Origin of the sequence: Cupriavidus sp. P-10 (assembly GCF_003402535.2) — a bacterium.
Taxonomy (GTDB): Bacteria; Pseudomonadota; Gammaproteobacteria; order Burkholderiales; family Burkholderiaceae; genus Cupriavidus.
On the sequence record NZ_AP025173.1, the window covers coordinates 217,395 to 235,936 of the forward strand.

Here is an 18,542-nt window from a genome sequence, read left to right on the forward strand (position 1 = left end):
GCAGTGCCCGGGTATCCGAGGACATGCGACCACTTACCCGCGGGATGACGGGCTTCCGTCACGCGTCTGTGCGACGCGCCGCTTGCCTTACGCGTCGGCCGCGGTGGGATCCTGTCCCGCCAGTGTGCGCGGCAGGGCAAAGAGAATCAGCAACGCTGCCAGAAGGGTGAATGCGGCAACCGCATAGAGCCCGAGGGTCGTGTCGCCGGTCAGGTCTTTGACCTTACCCACCAGATAAGGGCTGATCATGCCGCCAAGATTGCCCACGGAATTGATCAACGCAATACCACCGGCTGCAGCCGTACCACGGAAGTACTTGGGAGGAAGCGTCCAGAACACCGGAAGACATCCCATGATTCCCACGGCGGACAATGTCAGGGCCGCCAGTGCGATTCCGGTGTGCGCACCAAATGCCGCAGAAATGATGTAGCCAATTCCCCCGGCTAGCACGGCAAGGCCCAGATGCAAGCGGCGCTCCCCTGTACGGTCCGACCGATGCCCAATCCACACCATCCCGATACCGGCTGCTGCATATGGGATGGCGCTCAACAATCCGACGACCTCGGTGCTGGCAATCCCCGTGTTCTTGATCAATTGCGGCATCCAGAACGTCAGCCCATACATGCCCATCAGGATGAACATATAAACGACTGCCAGAAAAATGGTGGCCGGTTGACGCAGGGCGAGACCGAACTTGTGTACCGATGTTCCGGTTGCATCGCCGGCCAAGTTGGCTTGCAGAACCCTCTTCTCCTCCTCGGACAGCCATGTCGCCAGAGCTGGCTTATCGGTTAGGCAGAACAGCACCACGAAGCCCAACAATGCGGTTGGTATTCCCTCAAGCAGGAACAGCCACTGCCACCCTGCCCAATCATTGATTCCTGCAAAATTGGTCATGATGATACCGGCAAGCGGCCCGCCCAATACGCCGGAAATCGGGATCGATGTCATGAAGTAGCCGGTGATACGCGCGCGCCGCGGGGCGGGAAACCAGTACGTGAAGTACAGGATTGCGCCCGGCAGAAAGCCGGCTTCAGTTGCACCGATCAGGAAGCGCAGGATGTAGAACCATGTTTCATTGGTGACGAACATCATGGCGGCAGAGGCGATGCCCCACGAGATCATGATGCGCGCAATCCATCTCCGCGCTCCAGTCCGGGCGAGTATCAGATTGCTAGGTACCTCAAATATGAAGTAGCCCACAAAGAAGATGCTGGCGCCCAGCCCATAGGCCGCGTCCGAGAACCCGAGATCGGCCTGCATCTGAAGCTTCGCGAAGCTGATATTGACTCGATCTAGATATGCAAAGACAAAGCAGACCGCCATCAGCGGAATGATTCGCCACATGACCTTGCGATAGGCGACGGTCTCCAGACTGACCAGCCCACTTGGGGATAGCGCTTCTATTCGTTGCATATGAGTCTCCTTGCGGACCGGCGGTCCGCGCATGATGGATGAGTAGCCGGCGGCGTGGTGACCTCACCAGACCCGGCAACAACAATCACTCCACCGCACGTGGCGGGGTGACCGGCGCTTCTGTCGGCGCCTTTTCGACGACAAGGTGAGAAACGCAGACAACGAGATCGCTCGGCCTCGGCACCAGGCGCCTACAGGTGACCGCTTCTCCAGCGTGAGAATCGCTGCAGATCAACGGATACCCATCGTTTGCGACGCCCGATCCCGGCAATGTCACGGCCTGCCTTGACCACCCGAAGTGCCAGCGAACGAAAGCAGGATAGGCGGCCAGATCGCCTGGCCGCCGACGGACCTACTGTCGTCGGCGGCGTTCGGCTTCATCCCATGCCATCAAAGCCTGATAGTCAGGAACCAGACTCAAGCCCTTCTGCATGTCTGAGGAAACCACCGATTGTGAGGTCACGACGTCGATCAAGGCCGGAGCATTGGCGAGTGCGCGCTCCAATGCGCCCACCATATCTTCTGGCTTCTCCACGCGTTCACCATGGGCGCCGAGTGATCGCGCCAATCCGGCGTAGTCGGAATGACGTAGGGTCGTCCCCACGACACGTCCGCCATAGTTCATTTCCTGATCGATTCGCTCAAGGTTCCAAGCCGCATTGTTGGAGACAATGAAGACCACCTTGGCGCCATGCCTGACCGCTGTGTCGATCTCCATCGCGTTGATGCCGAACGCGCCGTCTCCATTCACCGAGATCACTTGACGGCCGGGTTGCGCAAGCGCTGCGGCAATGGCAAACGGAACGCCCGCGCCGAGGCACCCAAATGCCCCCGAATCCATGTAAGTATTGGATTGCAGCCCGGTTCGCGCGAAGCTCAACAAGTCTCCGCCATCGGCAACGCCAATGTAGTCCTGAAATGCCACTTCGGCGATGGCATCGAAGATCACCCGCGGGTGGATCTTCCCGTCACTGCCGAGCGTTTCGCGTTGCTCCAGCGCAGCCGCTCTGGCCACCCGCGACAGATGCCGGTCGCGCACATTCGCGGCCCACGACACATCCACGGCTGCGGATCGACCGTCCGCCAGAGACAGCATCGATTCGATGGTCTCTCGTGCGGAAGCCAGAATTTCAGGACGCCCGCGCCGGTTGTCGAACAATTCACCAGGCGCGTCGGCAATGCGAATGAAGCGCGCATGCGGGAACACCGCGGGAGAACCATAGCCGAGTTGGTAGTCCAGCTTTCGACCGACCAGCAGCACCACGTCGGCGTCAGTCATCACCTGAGACCGCGCCGCGCCCACCGACGCCGGGTGGTCATAGGGCACGACGCCACGGCTCTCTTGCGTGTCGAGATACAGAGCGCCGGTGGCTTCCAGCAAACGGACGATCGCGTCCCCAGCGCCTTTCGCACCACGGCCGGTAATAACTACCGGTCGCTTTGCCGCCCAGAACACCTCCATGGCTTCGCGCGTCGCGACGGGATCCGGGTACATGGGCCGTCGCGGCGTGGGTTGCATCCAGTCATCAAGAATCAGTTGTGGCAGTATCGGGGTGCGCAGCACATCAGTAGGTACCTCAATGTATGCCGGTCCCGGTTCACGCACATAGCCAGCGGCACAGGCGAAGGCCTCATTGAATTCGCGCACGACATGGTCGGCGATGCGAGCCGTCCGCGAATAACGCGTGACGGGCTTCAGGATGTCGACGTGAGGGATGTCCTGCAACGGCCCCATATTTGACTGCTGCTGCGACGGGCAACCGCCGATTAACAGTACAGGTACACGCGATACAAAGGCGTTCGCCATAGCCGTAACGGTATTGGTGACGCCGGGACCGGCGGTGGCCAGTGCTACTCCAATCTGTCCTGTCAACTCCGCATGAGCATGCGCCATATAAACCGCGGCATCCTCGTCGCGCACATCGACAATCTGTATCCCGGTTCGACCGATATGGTCCCACAGCGGTTGCAGATAGCTGCCCTGCAGGCCGAATACACGATCGATACCCTGTGCCTTCAGAAATTTGGCGATCCAGGCAGCACAACTATTAACGTCCTGATTGACGTCCTGATGCTTATTGAGACTCATGACTACTCTCCTCGTGCGTCAATGATTGCCGTCGCGCTCGGCAAACCTTGTTCTTAATAGACGATGTTGAATTTTTCCGGTCGCGGTTCTGGGCATTTCGCCGTCACAGATGAACGAGACGGAGCGCGGCCTCTTGTAGCCCGCGATTCGGTCCTTGCACCAGGCAATCACCTCGTCAGGCGTCAGTGTTTCCCCCACGCGAGGGACCACCACCGCGTGTACCCGCTCCCCCCACTTCTCATCGCTCAAACCGATGACAGCAACGTCTCCGACTTTCGGATGGGCGGCAAGCATGGTCTCGACCTCTGAGGGATAGATGTTTTCCCCGCCAGAGATGATCATGTTGCTCTTACGGTCAACAAGATGAATGTAGCCGTCCTCATCTCTGAATCCGAAATCCCCTACGGTGCAGTATTCCCCACGGAAAGCATCTTGCGTCTTCTCTGGCAGCCCCCAATAGCCGTCGAATAAGTAGGGGTTGCTTGCATAGAGCTCGCCGGGCTGACCATCGGGAACCTCGTTGCCGTCTTGGTCAAGGAAGCGGATTCTCCGGCCTCCCACGCATTCCCTCCCAACAGAGCCGAGCTTCGAAAGCTGCTCATTCGGGTGAAGCATCGTCACCCAACCGGTTTCGGTGGATCCGTACATTTCGTACAAGCCGGAATTCTTGAAGTATTCGAGAATCTCCAGCTTGGTTTCGCGACGAGCTGGAGCTGATGAAATCATCAGCTTTCGGACTCGACTCACATCGTAGTGATTGCGAATCTGCGGCTCCAAACCGAGCATCATGGTGTAGTGCGTCGGCACCAGAGAGGTGAATGTACTCTCGCCTGTCGAGAAGGTTTGTAGCAGGTGCTCGGGATCAAAGCTCTTGCGACTGTAGACCGTACAGGTGGCGCCTGCATAGAGAAAGGCGCCGAAGAAGTACAAGGAGTTAGCGTGGCAGAGTGGCATGACGAGCAAGGCGCCGTCGTCATGGCTGAGCCCCATCTCAGCCAGCGTGGCAAGCGAAAGCGATGCGCTGCCCGCATGGCTTCGGAGCGCACCCTTAGGCTTGCCTGTAGTCCCCGACGTGTACATCAACGTCCAGGGATCATCCGCAGCGAGCAGTGATGCCGGCTCGGTGTCCGCTGCTGCAGCGATCAATGCTTCGTATTGACTAAAGCCGGCTGCTGGTTGACTGCTCCCAAAGACGATGCAGTTCCTTTCAGGCAAGGACAATTCCCTGCGCGCGTCTTCGAACGGCCCGAGCAATTCGGCTTGCACGAGAAATGCTCGCGCATCGCAGTTTTGCGCGATATAGGCAATTTCGGTACCAACTAGACGGAAATTGACCGGCACTGCGATGAGTCCCGCAATCGCCGTTGCGGCATAGATTTCTAACCACTCGATGCTGTTGTATGCGAGGACACAAACGCGATCCCCCTTCTTAAGCCCAAGCCCCAACAGCGCGTTGGCCAGCTTGCGGGACCGCTGATGCCACTGGCGAAACGTCAGACTTCGCTCGAGATCCTGCGCGCCGATCTTATTCGGCGTGCGCTGAGCGTGAAGGGACAGCATTTGGGGAAGACTTGCGATCGTTGCCATTTCATTGCTCCGCTGACGCACCCATCGTGACAAGGACTATTTGGCGTCGCGATCGCTCGGGCAGGTGATCACTTCCGTTATGTGTTTGTCGGACATGGGTCGTTAGACGCCATGCCATAGGACCTGATTGCATTGACTGGTCTCCTTTCAGGTTTCCGCATTAGTCGTTCGACGCACCTGTTAAAACTTGGCCCTACACGGTGCTGATTCCGCGCGTGCGGTCGCGGCTGTTCGCACTGGCGGGGTTCGGCTCTGGGCTGCGGCTTATTGCTGGCTCCAGAATCCGGGGTTCTGGATTCTGGGTTCTGGATCCAAAGAATAGGACAATGCATCGCCCTTGTATTTATGGGTTTACCCTTCTGCCGGAATCGAAATGGCGCTGCACTCACATTCAACGTTTGACGGTTGCTAGTGCGCGATGTACTCTGGATCCAGAGTACAAGGTACAAACTTGGAGGCCAGTGTGATCAAGCTGCAGAAGATTTCTGCCAGACCGGACTATGTGGAGGAGGTGTACAAGACGCTGTTGGATGCCATCAGCGATGGATCCCTCGAGGCCGGAACCCGCCTGAAGCAAGAGGAAATCGCGGAACAGATGCAGGTTTCCCGCTCGCCAGTGCTGAAGGCCCTCCTTCTGCTGAAGAAGGACGGCTTTGTGCAGGACGTCCCCGGTCGAGGTGTAGAGGTTGCGCCCATGGACGCCACCGCTATTTCCAACCTTTACATGATCCGCGGCGCCCTCGACGCGCTTGCCGCCCGCCTTGCCGCCGAGCGCCGCTATGAGATCGATCCCAAGCTCCTCGCGGCTGGACGACGGGTTATCAAGGGCAAGGACGTCAAGGCCATGGTCGATGCGGATATGGCCTTCCATCGGGCGATTTACGACGCATCCGGCAATCCCCTCATTGCAGAGAGCGCCGAGGTCTACTGGGCCCATCTGCGACGCGCAATGGGTGCCGGCTTGCAGTTCGCCACGCAGCGCGAACCGATTTGGGATGAACACGAGGCAATTGCCAAGGCAATTGCAGCAGGTGACAGCGCGCGCGCGGCCGAACTGAGCGAACTCCACACCACCCGCGCGCGGGAATTGGCCGTTCGGCTCAGCCAGTCTCAGGCGGAGCAGCGGTTGGCGATTGCGTAGCCGGACGCCATCGCGCATGGCCCACAGCTTGCCATTTGCTCAGCGGAAAGCGATTTGCGGCGAGCAGTGAAAGACGTTCGCGAAGCGACTCTCATCAAGGTCCCGTCTGCGAACCAGGAAGTTAGCAAGTACATGGGGGGAGCCTGAAGGCGTGATGACAAGCTTCACAGTTGCTGGCGGGCGCACACGTTTCCGCAGCGCCACACCGGGACGAGTAGGGCTTTCCAGTTGCTTAGCATATCCTTGTCATCGTGCTGTCGCGCCCCCCGCCGAAGTGAGATAGCCCTGTTGGTCAGCTTTCGGCTACCCATATTGCCTTCGCCTGTCTACTGAAGGCTCGGCCCTCGGATCTTCCACCCCAATGACACTCGGTTCCATAGTTTGTACAAATTTTCCGAGAGATTCTGCTCGAACATGGCGATGGTTTCGTCATCGCTGGACCATCTCGACGCCAACCAAGTGGTGTTGACGGGGTAATTACGATTCTTCAAGGCACTCCGTCTTGATGTCCGGACACAGTTGGACTCACAGGACCGCACAGGCGTGCGTGTCCGTTCCCGCCTTGCGGGCCATAATGTTCCAGCCGTCAGGCAGTACGATGCCATTCTTTACTGCGGTTAGTTCCGCGACGATCGAGACAGCGATTTCGTGAGGGGTCTTGCTTCCAATGTGAATCCCGATCGGTCCATGCATGCAGCGAGCCTGGTCTTCTGTGACGCCGAACTCAAGCAGGCGCTCACGTCTCATCCGGTTATTTGCGCGCGAGCCGATCGCACCGACATAAAAGGCGTCCGATTGCAACGCCTCCATCAACGCAAGGTCGTCGAGCTTAGGATCATGCGTCAGGGCAATCACCGCTGTCCTACGGTCAGGCCCCATGGCGATGACCGTGTCGTCCGGCATGGTTCTCACCAGCGTCGTTCCCGCCACGTCCCAATCGCCGACGTACTCGTCGCGAGGGTCGCAAACTGTCACCTGGTACTCCAATGCAACCGCCATGCTCGCCAGGAAGCTAGACAATTGCCCTGCGCCGATCAACAAAAGCCGGTACCGTGGGCCGTACACCGTCACGAGGTGCTGCGCATCGAGACTCAGGACATCATCGGGTTGCGCCGGTCGGAAGCAAATCGCACCAGACCTTAAATCGAGCACACGAGCAAACAGTTCGCGACGCTCTACCCGTTCTAGCATTTCTCCGATGCGGGCCAAGTCGCGATGCGATTCAAGTACGAGTTGAATCGTACCGCCGCAGGGCAAACCCATTCGCCGCGCCTCTTCCGCATTAACACCGTAGGTCACGATCTCCGGCGTGTCGAAGGAGAGGAATCTCTTGGAATTCTGATAGATCAGGTCATCCTCAATGCAGCCACCTGACACCGAGCCAGACACACGACCGTCGTCGCGCAGGGCCAGCATTGCCCCGATCGGACGCGGGCTGGAACCCCAGGTCCTGGTGACGGTCGCCAACGTTACTCCATGACCAGCCTCCAACCAGGCCTTAGCGTCTTTCAGTACTTGCAGGTCAATACTGTCCATGTAGGCTCCTTGGCGCCTCGTTCCGGCCGCAGGCCCCTAACGGAGCAACGTGAATGCCGTGGCAGCAGCCGCGCTCAAGCCAATGATCCAAGGAAGCAGGCGGGCGTAGGGGATGCCGCTGCTCGTTCGTGCAATGGGCGCCGCCATGACCTCTTCTGCCGGAGTAGTGACGGCCGGCGCTGCGGCTGCCAACGTCTGCTCGAAGGCAGTAAAGAAATCGTCAGCCATCTTCCTGGCCGCGCTGTCAACCAGCCTGGAGCCAATCTGCGCGAGCTTGCCTCCGATTTGAGCCTTGGCGGTGTATTGAACCCGCGTACCCTGTTCCTCGGCGCACAGCACGACATCAGCGCCACCCTTGGCGAACCCAGCTGCGCCACCCTGCCCTTCAAAAACGAGTGAATACGAGGTCGGCGCGTGTGCGTCGACAATGGTCAACTTGCCCTTGAAGCGAGCGCTGACAGGACCGACCCTCGCTGCCACCACAACTTCAAATGCGTTATCGGAAGTTGCGGAGATACTCTCGCAGCCTGCGATGCAGGACTTGAGGATCTCCGGGTTATTCAATGCATCCCAGACGGCTTGCTGCGGGGCATTTACATGCTGATGGTTCGAAAGTTCCATGGTCAGACAACTCAAACGTTAATGCGATAGGGAGCGGGCCGTGGCTGCGCCCAATCTCCCCGGATCAAACCTCAATCCTGAGGCGCGCGTGGCTGAGCGGCGCAATCAGCCATTTTTGCACTGCGCTTCCCGTACAATCCGGCGAATACGGCTAGGGGTAAGCGGGACCTCGGTCAGTTCCACACCGTACGGTCGCAGCGCATCCTCAACGGCTTGCACCATCACCGGCGGTGCAGCCATGCGTCCGCCCTCGCCGCCACCCTTAATACCGAATTCCGTGTAGGGCGACGGCGTCTCCACGTGACCGACACGCAGATTCAAAGGCACCTCATGCGCAGTTGGCATGTGGTAGTCCGCAAAAGACGCCGTGAGCAACTGGCCATTGCTGTCGTAGTGGAATTGCTCATACAGGGCCGTGCCGATTCCTTGAGCCGCGCCGCCTCGCACATGGCCATCGAGCGTCATGGGGTTAACCACAGTGCCGCAATCGTGTACAGCGACATAGTCAAGGATGGTCACTTTCCCAGTCTGCGGATCAACCTCGACCGCAGCCGCGTGTGCCATATGCCCCATGATCGGGTAGAAGATGCCAAGATGGCTACGATCGGACGCCGGCATGGTTGTCAGCGGATGGTCGTAAACCGAGGTTGTTTCCAGGCCGCTGGAGAATTCTGGCGTATCCGGGAAGTCCAGACGGAAATAGTGGATAGCCGATGCAAGTTCCGCAATCGTCTTGCCCGATCCCGGGATGCCCTTGATGATAACGCGACCGCCGGACAGTTCCAGGTCGTCGCTACTGCATTCCAGCATATGTGCGGCAAACCGGAACATTTTGTTGCGCAGCGTCCTTGATCCCGCCACGACGGCCCCTGCAACCATCACCGTATATCGACTGCCGCCCGGCCCTGTACCGTTGAACCCCGCGTCCGTATCAGCGTAGCTGACCGAGATGTCAGACGGCTCAACGCTGAGCGCCTCCGAAACAATCTGCGTCACCACGGTCTCGGGACTGTTGCCCCAGAATGGCGCGTTCAGCTTGACAAATACCTTACCGGTGGGATCGATCCGCATCGACACCGCCTCGGGCGAACTGGTCAGCGCGAATCCAGGCTGCTCCGGAGGATTCAGCGACCAGAACTCGGTCGAACTGAACACGCTGCGCTCCTGGCAGGTCACCACGCCGATGCCGATGTACTTGCCTTCCTTGCGCGCGGCTTCCTGCCGGGCACGCCATCCCTCATAGTCGAACATCCTGAGCATCTCTTGCATGACCGCCTGGTAGTTGCCGCTGTCATACACATTGCCCGTGGGAATCACGAAGGGAAATTCCTCCGGGCGGATCAGGTTGCGCCGGCGGATCTCGACCGGGTCCAGATTTAGCTCTCGCGCGGCAGCATCCACCATCCGCTCTATCACGAAGTTGGATACTTCCGAACCAAAGCCACGATACGCGCCCTGCTGGCACTTGTTGGTCAGCACTGCGATGATTCTCGCCTGCACACTATTGATACGATAGGGCCCAACGATCTGAGAGAATGCATTGCCGTGTGTCCCATACCCATACTGCAGGTAAGCGCCATAATCATCCATGACTTCATAGCGAAGGGACAGGATAGTGCCATCGCGTTTGACCGCAAGCTCGGCTTCGTAGACACGGTCGGAGCCGTGTCCGTCAGCGTTGGTCATATTGTCGAGGCGGTCCTCGATGAACTTTACCGGCTGACCTGCAATGCGTGCCAGCCCCGCCGTCAGAACAATAACCTTGTGCAGGAACAGCTTCGAGCCGAAGCTGCCACCGGCAAGCGTCGGCACGATATTGAGCTGCGTCGAAGGGACGCCGAGAGAAGCTGCGCAGAGCCACCCGACATAGGTATACATCGACGTGTTGCAGTGGACCGTAAACTTCCCGGTGCCGGGATCGTACTCCGCAACCGCGCCGACAGTCTCCAGTGGCTGCGGCCCCGACCGGTTCCACCGCAGGCGACGCTTGATAACTAGATCGGAGCGAGCGAAGTCGTCGTCAACGGGACCGAACGCAAAGGTACGGTCCATCGCGACATTACTGTCACCCAGGTCCGGGTGGAGAACGGCTTCACCCTTGGCATGCAACGCCGCCTCGAAATCTGCAACGACCGGCAGCTCCTCGAAATCCACATCAATCAGTTCGAGTGCATCCTCCGCGATGTACCGGTCCACCGCAACGACAGCGGCAACCGCTTCGCCGACATGGCGCACCCGGTCGATGGCGATCGCGTGCTGAACGACAGGCGGGCTCGAGAATGTCACCGTCGGTCCAGTCGTTTCCGCAAACTCCTTGCCGGTGACGACGGCGATCACCCCGGGCAACTCGCGCGCACGACTGACGTCGATCGATTTGATACGGGCGTGAGCGAACGGGCTTCGCAGCAACGCAACATGAGCCATGTTCGGCAGCACGATATCGTCGACGTACTTACCGCGACCAGTGAGCAGTCGCGGATCCTCGACTCGCTTCATGCTCTTGCCGATCCAGCGCAAATTCTGACGAGGCGCTTCCGATTGCCGCGACGCCGGGATTTTTACGTCCGGGATATATCGCTCGGTCATGGCTGCACTCCTTGTTGTTGGCGCATGGTTTCGGCTGCCGACATGATGGCATCGACGATCGTCTGATAACCCGTGCATCGGCAGAGGTTGCCCGAGATGGCTTCTGCGACTTCTTCACGCGTGGGATTGGGATTGACACTCAGCAGCTCCTTGGCGGTCATGAGCATCCCCGGCGTGCAAAAGCCACATTGCAGGCCGTGCTTTTCCCAGAACGCCTGTTGCAACGGATGCAACTTCTCGATCGTGCCGAGGCTTTCGACTGTTTCTACAGCCGCCCCTTGCACCTGTACGGCGAACGTCAGGCACGAGCGTACCGTCTTGCCATCAAGCATGACGTTACAGGCGCCGCAGACCCCATGCTCACAGGCGACGTGTGTTCCGGTCAGATGGCATTCATTACGAAGAAAATCGGAAAGCAGCATACGGGTCGGTATGCTCCGCTCATAAGTTTTGCCGTTAACGTTGACGGCAACATCGATCTTGTGGACTGTCATGGCTTCAACTCCAGTGGTGCGTTGCAGTCAGGCATGCCCTTGGGCGCGCTCCGCCGCCCTGGCGAGCGCTCGGGCGGTCAGCGTACGAATCAGGTCGTGGCGGTACTGCCTGTCCGCATGGATGTCTTCGATAAGGTCGAACCCTTCACTAGCAAGCGCAGCGACGCGGTCGAACAACTCCGTTGACGGCGACTGGCCTGTCAGAGCTTGCTCGACCGCAGGCAGACGCCGCGCCCGGTCTGACACACCCGCGTAGGCGACCGACGCTTCCTCGATACGTCCACCGCGAATATCGAGCAGCGCGGCGACTAAAGTCATGGCGAAGTCGCCCTGGCGCGCCGACACTTCCTCAAACGCGTAACCGCGGCGGCTCGCCGGCACCGGGATTTGCACCTCGACCAATATTTCATTCGGTTCAAGTGCCGTGGCATAGATGCCCTGGAAAAAGTCCTCGGCCGCAATGCGGCGTTCGCCGCCAATGCCTCGAACCACCATAGTGGCCCCTACAGAGAGCATGACTGCCGGCATCTCCGAAGCCGGATCGGCGTGGCACAGATTTCCACAAAGGGTGCCGCGGTTCCGAACGGTTCCGTGCGCGACGTAGTGATAGGCTTCGCTCATCAAAGGACAGCATTCCTGGACTAGCGCTGAATCCTTCAGATCGGCGTGCCGCATTAACGCGCCGATACGGAGGATATCGCCGTCGCGACGGTGATAATCCAGTTCGCTCACGCCATTGATGTCAATCAGCACATCGGGCCGGGCCATCCGAAAGTTCATCATCGGCACAAGGCTTTGCCCGCCAGCAATTACCTTGGCGTCCGGGCCGGACTGTGCCAGCAGCCGCAGGGCGTCATCCAGCGTGCCGGGCCGGCGGTATTCAAAGGATGTGGGTTTCATATGTATTTCCAGGTCGTCGACTAGAGGCCAGTTGCAGATGTGGCCCGACGAATACATGAGGTTCCTGCTCTCGCGCCGATGACAGACGGTCACCGTTGCTGCTGCGACGCATGAGCCAACTGAAGGGGCGACCTAGGGACGCCTGACGAAATTAGAGGTGGAAGCGAGCGGCATCGAGGACGGAATGCCGTTCCACGGATGCAAAGGGCGGATGGGCAACATGTTGTCTCCTTTTGTCTTTATCGTTCGATAATTCTTGGTCGAAGCGCACACATTGTCAAGTGATAAATTACGAGAAGAAAGAAAGACAATATTTGATGCAGCTAGGTCCATGCTGGGGCGTGAAGTAAATCGGTTTCCGCCTTCCTGACAGCCCCCTCGCTCTTGCTGCGCTTCCCTAGCAGAGACATCCCTCTTCCATAATTCGAAGCGTGGGACATTTCTGTCTCCCAACCGGACACTTATGTCCGCCGGCTGTCTTCTGGGATTTGCTTAGGCTCACTTCAGAGCTGAGTTCGACAGCATTAATTACGGGATTACCCTCGAAAATTGCACCTAATCCTCCTTGGCACAGAACTTGATCATGCATCACCGCAATCGCAGCGCCGAACACACCAGCTGCGCATTGCTTGCGGCATGGCTCGCACCCCAAAGCCTGGCTCTGGGCGGCTGTGCAACAGAAATATTTACGCCCCTTCGACAAGGTCATCGCGACCGAACCGAACACATCAAAGAACTGGCGTCGCTCTGTCGCACGCCAACACAGGAGACGAAGTATGAGTCGTTGCGCAAAGCATTCTGCCGCCACGGTGTCAGCCCTGCTGGCCCTGGGCGCCACATTCAACGCCAACGCGCAATCTACTGTCACGCTGTATGGCGTGGCAGATATCAACGTCGAGTTTGCCAACCACGTCGGCAGCGTACCGTCGGCATCCAATCAATTCACTTCCGGCACCGGGGATAATGTCTACCGCATGAACTCTGGCGGCGTCGCCGGGTCGCGATGGGGCCTGCGAGGTGTTGAAGCACTGTCTGGTAGCTTGAACTCAGTCTTCGTGCTCGAAAGTGGCTTTGCCATCGATACTGGAGTCGGTGAACAAAGTGGACGGCTTTTCGGACGGCAGGCATACGTCGGACTGCAGGACCAACGCTATGGCCAGCTATCTTTTGGCCGGCAGTACACCTCTGCCTTTGATGCGCTGGCAAACTTCTCACCAATGGCATTTGCTACGCAGTATGATCCGGTTGTTGCACTCACCGGCCCAAACTTCCGGGAAGACAATTTGCTCAAGTATTCCGGCACATTCGGTCCGGTTACGGCGGTTGCGCATTGGTCCTTTGGTTCGGGCGTTGCCTTGCCACAAGTCGTAGCGCCCGGTGTCGCACTAGGCGGCAATGGCGAAGCGCCTGGGCACTTTCGGCGTGATACGGCGTATGGCGCCGGGCTGAACTATTTCGCCGGGCCGCTTGGCCTGGCGATCAGCTACGATCAGCTCAATCCGTCGATGGGTATCACTGGCGGCTCCATTAGCAGCGGTTCCTTCAAGAAAGCAGCTACTGCCGTCAGCTATAGCTTTGGCGCGGCGAAACTCATGGGGGGTTATCGCTGGGGACAAAACAAGGCACCCAATGGGGACACGCTTCAGCGCGACGATCTATACTGGATCGGTGGAACCTTTCAAGTCACACCCGCATTGAGCATTGCGCTCTCATACAACTACCAGAATCTGAAGAGACTCCTGGACAGCACGTCTTCACCGAATCCTTGGCAAGTAGGCTTTCTTTCCAGCTACTCGCTTTCCAAACGGACTGACCTCTATCTCACCAGCGCATTCTCGAAACATGCCGGGCTAATGCTTGACTCGGCCGCGACAGTGTTCGCAAACAGCCTCGCGCTCGGCAACAGCTACGCGCTTGCCACAGGGAAGGACAACATGTTCGGTGCTGCCGTGGGAGTCCGTCACACCTTCTGAGAGCCAGTTTGAAAGTTCAAGGATGGGCGGCTCTGCGCAGTAGAAGTCCGCCCATTGCAATATAGACCATGGCCTCGAATACGCCGGGACGCCGCTCATAGTCCCTGACCAGTGCATGTAGCGCAATGCGATGTTCCGTAAGCAGGGAACTGCCAGCGACCTCCTGCGCCAGGCCGTGCTTGAACGAATACTCTATCTCGGGAAAGGGGGGCAGGTCGTAGATGAACTCGCCCTCCAGGCAGGAGGGCGAGTTCATCTTCCGGCTGCCCGACAACCTGCCGGATCAGGCTCAGAGGGAACCGCTTGCCGATCACCGCAAGCGTCTGCAACAGTGCCCTCTCCGCGATGGAAAGCCGGTCGATGCGGGCGGCAAGCACCCCTTCTTTGTCGGAATATGCAAGCTGGGGAGCGTCTCCTCGATCTGGTAACTTTCGGGCACGCCCACCAGCGCGTTCTCCTCGGGACCAGAGTCCCGAACAGTGCGAGGATCCCGTCGCCCAGGGACTTGGCGACGTAGCCTTCGTAGTGATGCACGGTCTCCATCATGAGGCCACCACGGTCAATGAGATGGCGTGCTTCTTCGGGATCCAAGTCGTGGATCAACGCCGTCGATCCGGCCATGTCGGCAAATAGTGCCGTGATCGTTTTGCATTCGCCCGCGCGCTCCCCCTCGCTTCCAGCGTTGCCTGTTCGGGCAAGGTGCGCTCGGCCAGGTGGGGTGGCGTGTAATGAACCGGGGCAAACTCCGCAAGTGGAGTTGCACTTGGAGGCGCGCCACACTCACTGCAATACTTGGTTATTGGGCTCGACTCTAGTGTCCTGTCCCGTAAATAACTGGCATTAGTCTTGCATACCGTTTCGGCATTCTGGGAACGGAGATATCGAGATGATTACGGGCAGACCGAAGGCCGAATTGGTGTTGAGCGAAGACGAACGCGCGCAGTTGCAGGCGTTCGCGCGCAGCCGGTCGTTGCCTGCTGCGTTGAGCAATCGGGCGCGCATCATCCTCTGCAGCGCCGACGGTGAGCTCAATAGCGCGATCGCCGAGCGGCTGAAGATGGGCAACGCCACGGTCGGCAAATGGCGTGCGCGCTTCATTGCACGCCGAATCGCCTGTCTGTATGACGACGTTCGCCCGGGGGCCCCTCGCACGGTCGACGACGAACGGGTGGCGCAATTGATTCAGACCACCCTGCATACGAAGCCGGCCACTGGCTCGACACACTGGAGCGTGCGTGCTGTCGCGGCCGAGACCGGCATCTCCAAGAGCAGCGTGCAGCGCTACTTCCAACTCTTCGGGCTGCAACCTCATCGTACCGAAGGCTTCAAGCTGTCTACCGACCCGTTCTTTGTCGAGAAGCTGCGCGACGTGGTGGGCTTGTACCTGAGCCCACGTGACAACGCGCTGGTGCTGTGCGTGGATGAGAAAAGCCAGTGCCAGGCACTGGAGCGCACGCAGCCGATGCTGCCCATGGGATTCGGCTACGTCGAGGGCGTCACGCACGACTACAAACGTCATGGCACCACCACGCTGTTTGCGGCGCTGAACATCCTGAATGGAGCCGTGCTGGCGCGATGCAAACCGCGCCATCGCCATCAGGAGTTCCTGTCGTTCCTCCGAGAGATCGACCAGGCCGTGCCCGCCGAGCTGGACATTCACTGCATCGCCGATAACTACGCTACGCACAGCCACCCGAAGATCAAGACCTGGCTGGCAGCGCGTCCGCGTTGGCACATGCATTTCATCCCGACCTACAGTTCCTGGCTCAATCAGGTCGAACGTTTCTTCTCCCTCATTACCGATAAGGCTATCCGCCGCGGCTCGTTCACTAGCGTCAAGCAGTTGGTCCAACGCATCGATCATTTCGTGACCGCTTACAACGCGGACTGCCAGCCGTTTCGCTGGACTGCCACTGCCGACTCGATTCTCGAAAAGTTGCACCGACTTTGCTCACGTATTAGTGGGACAGGACACTAGTTGCCACAGCGTGGACAGACGCATGTCAGCTTGGCGCGGCACTCTTGAATTTTGCCGCAATTGGATTCTCGAACCGACATTTTGTGAAGCACATATCACTCTCCACCACTTCGGCCCGCCTTATAGGCCACTAGACGCCCAATTGATTCCGGTTTCAATCAGTGCTTGGGTGCCCGATCTGCTGCGGCCCGCTGACCTGCTCAAAGAACCGCCCCGCCCTGCGAGAGACAAGCCGAAAAAGCCCGTCACTTGAATACGGCAACGCTATGGCCGAGTTTCACAAGACAATGACTCCTCAACAAAGGCGCGAACTGCAGGGGAAAGCTCTCGCTTCCGGCTAGCGATTGCCAAATCAACAGCATACTCAAAGTCCTGGATGGCTCTGTAACAAACCTCCGGCTGTAGAAAATTCCGCATGGACTCGGGTACGACAGCCACGCCGTACCCAGCCGAAGCCAGGCTAATCGCAGAGATGAAATCCTGAACGCGATAGTCGAGAATCGCCGAAAATCCTCCGGCGGATCCCAACGCCGACAGTACCTCTCCGAAGCCCTCCTCCTCGTCGAACTGCGGCGAAACAAAGGACTGATCTTTCAGGTCACTGGCAACCAATCTTGGCTTCCTCGCCAGCGGATGGCTCTCCGCCATGGCAACGACCACACGTTCACTCTGTATGAGCGTTGCCGTCAAGCCCGCCGGATACTGGCGCCGCAGCCGCACAATGCCGACATCAATCTCGCCGCTATCCAGCGCTTCAAACTGCCGTGGCGTATCCATGGCCACGACCTCAACGCGCACATTTCCATGGGAAACGCGGAAATGGCGCATTAATCGCGTCAGCACACCGCTGCTCACGCCAGAAGCTACATATGCGATTCGGACAATGCCCGCAAGGCCTCGTGCCGCCAGCCGGCCGACCTGATCGGCTCGTTCCAGATGTCGCAACGCCCCCACGGCTTCCGCATGGAACAGACGCCCCGCATCCGTGAGCGTCACCGGTTGCCGTTTGTTCCGATTCAGCAGGCGAACTCCCATGTCCTGCTCCAACCGCTGAATCTGCGCACTCAGGGCGGATTGCGCCACATCGAGGCGATCTGCCGCCTTGGCGAAGTGCAGCTCCTCGACCACGGCAGTGAAGTATCGCAATTGCCGGGCATCGATCATTTGATCTCCATCTCCGAATAAAGATTATGTTCGGGCCGCTGGATGCCGACCAGGAAGCAGGCTGAAATGGAGTCCCGAACTTAGAAGGAGACCCCAATGAACGCACCGCTCGCAGACGCGATTCTCTCCACCCCCGAGCAACCCCTCTTCCATCTGTTGCCCCACGCCGATCACCATCGCCTCATGCATGTCACGGCCGACGAGGCCGCACTTTCCGGCTTTCTTGACGACGCCCGACATGTCGATGTCCAGAATCTCGAGTACGTCCCGTTCATGCGCTACCACCTCGCCAACCTGCTGGTCCAGCGCCTTGGCAACGGCTTCGCGCAAACCTTGATTGACTTGGTCAAGAACCGCCGCCACGGTGGATTCACGATGGGTCTCCAGGGCCTTTCGGATGACTCTGCAGACTTCGTCCGGCTCGGTACGGCCGTGTGCCATATCCTCGGCCCCAGCAATCACGATGCAATGTCCGGGACATACTACGCCCGCTTCATCGTGAAACACACGGACGACAGCGACTCCTACCTGCGCCAGGCCTATCGCCTGTTCACGATGCACACTGACGGGACGTTTGTCAGTGAGGCGACAGACTGGCTGCTGATGATGAAATTTTCCGAAGAAAATGCCATCGGTGGGGAATCGCGTTTCTTGCATCTTGATGATTGGGACGAGATCGAGCAATTCGTCAATCACAAACTTGGGACCAGGCCCTTCCAGTACAAGGCGCCAGGCTCCAAGAATGTCTCCGATAGAGTCGAGCGCCCCATTTTCTTCCAGAGCCAGTTCGGACTGTCGATGTCGTTCATTGATCAGTTCGTCCAGCCCGCCGACCGCGACGAAGCGGCCTTTCTCCATGCGTTGTCGGCCTCCATGGAGGCGTCCGCCGGCACGAAGGAAGTCTCCCTTCCGGTCGGCGACCTCGTCGTGCTGAACAACTATTTCTACCTCCACGGTCGGGCGCCTTTCAAGAAGAATGAGTCGCTGTTCCGTGAACTGATGCGACAACGCGGCACCCTCGCATCATGAGATGGGCTGGCGCTGTTAATCCCGTATT

General features: G+C 58.8%; 13 protein-coding genes and 2 pseudogenes. 4 read left to right on the plus strand and 11 right to left on the minus strand.

The annotated features are described in order from the left end of the window. Positions 1-87: 87 nt before the first annotated feature. The 3 genes from CTP10_RS38595 to CTP10_RS38605 all read right to left on the minus strand — a co-directional run bounded on the left by CTP10_RS38595 (position 88) and on the right by CTP10_RS38605 (position 5,092). On the minus strand, positions 88-1,416 hold the full coding sequence (locus CTP10_RS38595) for an MFS transporter (protein WP_058697593.1): 1,329 nt from the start codon (positions 1,414-1,416) through the stop codon (positions 88-90). Between the two features lie 352 nt (positions 1,417-1,768). After that, positions 1,769-3,505, minus strand: a complete 1,737-nt coding sequence (locus CTP10_RS38600; RefSeq protein WP_058697592.1) for a thiamine pyrophosphate-binding protein — start codon at positions 3,503-3,505, stop codon at positions 1,769-1,771. Positions 3,506-3,523: 18 nt separating this feature from the next. Continuing rightward, positions 3,524-5,092 carry a class I adenylate-forming enzyme family protein gene (locus CTP10_RS38605; protein WP_058697591.1) on the minus strand — a complete coding sequence of 523 codons (1,569 nt, stop codon included), beginning with the start codon at positions 5,090-5,092 and terminating at the stop codon, positions 3,524-3,526. A gap of 463 nt (positions 5,093-5,555) precedes the next feature. Between CTP10_RS38605 and CTP10_RS38610 the strand changes: the two genes are divergently transcribed. Beyond that, positions 5,556-6,233, plus strand: a complete 678-nt coding sequence (locus CTP10_RS38610; protein WP_233528044.1) for a GntR family transcriptional regulator — start codon at positions 5,556-5,558, stop codon at positions 6,231-6,233. Positions 6,234-6,758: 525 nt separating this feature from the next. On the opposite strand, the gene CTP10_RS38615 is transcribed toward CTP10_RS38610, so the two are convergent. From CTP10_RS38615 to CTP10_RS38635, 5 genes are all read right to left on the minus strand, one after another. Beyond that, positions 6,759-7,769, minus strand: a complete 1,011-nt coding sequence (locus CTP10_RS38615; RefSeq protein WP_058697589.1) for an XdhC family protein — start codon at positions 7,767-7,769, stop codon at positions 6,759-6,761. A 36-nt stretch (positions 7,770-7,805) separates the two neighbouring features. Continuing rightward, complete coding sequence (locus CTP10_RS38620) at positions 7,806-8,390, minus strand: CoxG family protein (protein ID WP_070940825.1); 585 nt, start codon at positions 8,388-8,390, stop codon at positions 7,806-7,808. A 105-nt stretch (positions 8,391-8,495) separates the two neighbouring features. Next, positions 8,496-10,976, minus strand: a complete 2,481-nt coding sequence (locus tag CTP10_RS38625) for a xanthine dehydrogenase family protein molybdopterin-binding subunit (protein ID WP_058697588.1) — start codon at positions 10,974-10,976, stop codon at positions 8,496-8,498. Beyond that, on the minus strand, positions 10,973-11,470 hold the full coding sequence (locus CTP10_RS38630; protein ID WP_058697587.1) for a (2Fe-2S)-binding protein: 498 nt from the start codon (positions 11,468-11,470) through the stop codon (positions 10,973-10,975). Before CTP10_RS38630 ends, CTP10_RS38625 begins: the two co-directional genes overlap by 4 nt. Before the next feature lie 27 nt (positions 11,471-11,497). Continuing rightward, entirely contained in the window at positions 11,498-12,370 is an 873-nt protein-coding gene (locus CTP10_RS38635) for an FAD binding domain-containing protein (RefSeq protein WP_058697586.1), read from the minus strand. 776 nt (positions 12,371-13,146) lie between these two features. Here CTP10_RS38635 and CTP10_RS38640 point away from each other — a divergent pair. Further along, on the plus strand, positions 13,147-14,343 hold the full coding sequence (locus tag CTP10_RS38640) for a porin (protein ID WP_058697585.1): 1,197 nt from the start codon (positions 13,147-13,149) through the stop codon (positions 14,341-14,343). A 16-nt stretch (positions 14,344-14,359) separates the two neighbouring features. Here the strand turns inward: CTP10_RS38640 and CTP10_RS38645 are convergent. Next, positions 14,360-14,455: pseudogene (locus tag CTP10_RS38645) on the minus strand (IS5/IS1182 family transposase); the annotation flags it as partial. A gap of 359 nt (positions 14,456-14,814) precedes the next feature. Beyond that, a pseudogene (locus CTP10_RS38650) lies at positions 14,815-15,143 on the minus strand (adenylate/guanylate cyclase domain-containing protein); the annotation flags it as partial. A gap of 86 nt (positions 15,144-15,229) precedes the next feature. Between CTP10_RS38650 and CTP10_RS38655 the strand changes: the two are divergent. Continuing rightward, entirely contained in the window at positions 15,230-16,321 is a 1,092-nt protein-coding gene (locus CTP10_RS38655) for an IS630 family transposase (RefSeq protein ID WP_058697583.1), read from the plus strand. A gap of 264 nt (positions 16,322-16,585) precedes the next feature. Here the strand turns inward: CTP10_RS38655 and CTP10_RS38660 are convergent, their stop codons facing one another. Continuing rightward, positions 16,586-17,485, minus strand: a complete 900-nt coding sequence (locus CTP10_RS38660) for a LysR family transcriptional regulator (RefSeq protein WP_058697582.1) — start codon at positions 17,483-17,485, stop codon at positions 16,586-16,588. Between the two features lie 96 nt (positions 17,486-17,581). Here CTP10_RS38660 and glaH point away from each other — a divergent pair, with 96 nt between their 5' ends. Continuing rightward, positions 17,582-18,514, plus strand: a complete 933-nt coding sequence (glaH, locus tag CTP10_RS38665) for a glutarate dioxygenase GlaH (protein WP_058697581.1) — start codon at positions 17,582-17,584, stop codon at positions 18,512-18,514. Positions 18,515-18,542 lie beyond the last annotated feature (28 nt).

What these genes read in the sequence shown, in the direction of transcription:
- CTP10_RS38600 (WP_058697592.1), bottom strand. Translation starts at nt 3,505, where the DNA reads ATGAGTCTCAATAAGCATCAGGACGTCAATCAGGACGTTAATAGTTGT.
- CTP10_RS38640 (WP_058697585.1), top strand. Translation starts at nt 13,147, where the DNA reads ATGAGTCGTTGCGCAAAGCATTCTGCCGCCACGGTGTCAGCCCTGCTG.
- CTP10_RS38625 (WP_058697588.1), bottom strand. Translation starts at nt 10,976, where the DNA reads ATGACCGAGCGATATATCCCGGACGTAAAAATCCCGGCGTCGCGGCAA.
- CTP10_RS38595 (WP_058697593.1), bottom strand. Translation starts at nt 1,416, where the DNA reads ATGCAACGAATAGAAGCGCTATCCCCAAGTGGGCTGGTCAGTCTGGAG.
- glaH (WP_058697581.1), top strand. Translation starts at nt 17,582, where the DNA reads ATGAACGCACCGCTCGCAGACGCGATTCTCTCCACCCCCGAGCAACCC.
- CTP10_RS38635 (WP_058697586.1), bottom strand. Translation starts at nt 12,370, where the DNA reads ATGAAACCCACATCCTTTGAATACCGCCGGCCCGGCACGCTGGATGAC.
- CTP10_RS38620 (WP_070940825.1), bottom strand. Translation starts at nt 8,390, where the DNA reads ATGGAACTTTCGAACCATCAGCATGTAAATGCCCCGCAGCAAGCCGTC.
- CTP10_RS38660 (WP_058697582.1), bottom strand. Translation starts at nt 17,485, where the DNA reads ATGATCGATGCCCGGCAATTGCGATACTTCACTGCCGTGGTCGAGGAG.
- CTP10_RS38615 (WP_058697589.1), bottom strand. Translation starts at nt 7,769, where the DNA reads ATGGACAGTATTGACCTGCAAGTACTGAAAGACGCTAAGGCCTGGTTG.
- CTP10_RS38630 (WP_058697587.1), bottom strand. Translation starts at nt 11,470, where the DNA reads ATGACAGTCCACAAGATCGATGTTGCCGTCAACGTTAACGGCAAAACT.
- CTP10_RS38605 (WP_058697591.1), bottom strand. Translation starts at nt 5,092, where the DNA reads ATGGCAACGATCGCAAGTCTTCCCCAAATGCTGTCCCTTCACGCTCAG.
- CTP10_RS38655 (WP_058697583.1), top strand. Translation starts at nt 15,230, where the DNA reads ATGATTACGGGCAGACCGAAGGCCGAATTGGTGTTGAGCGAAGACGAA.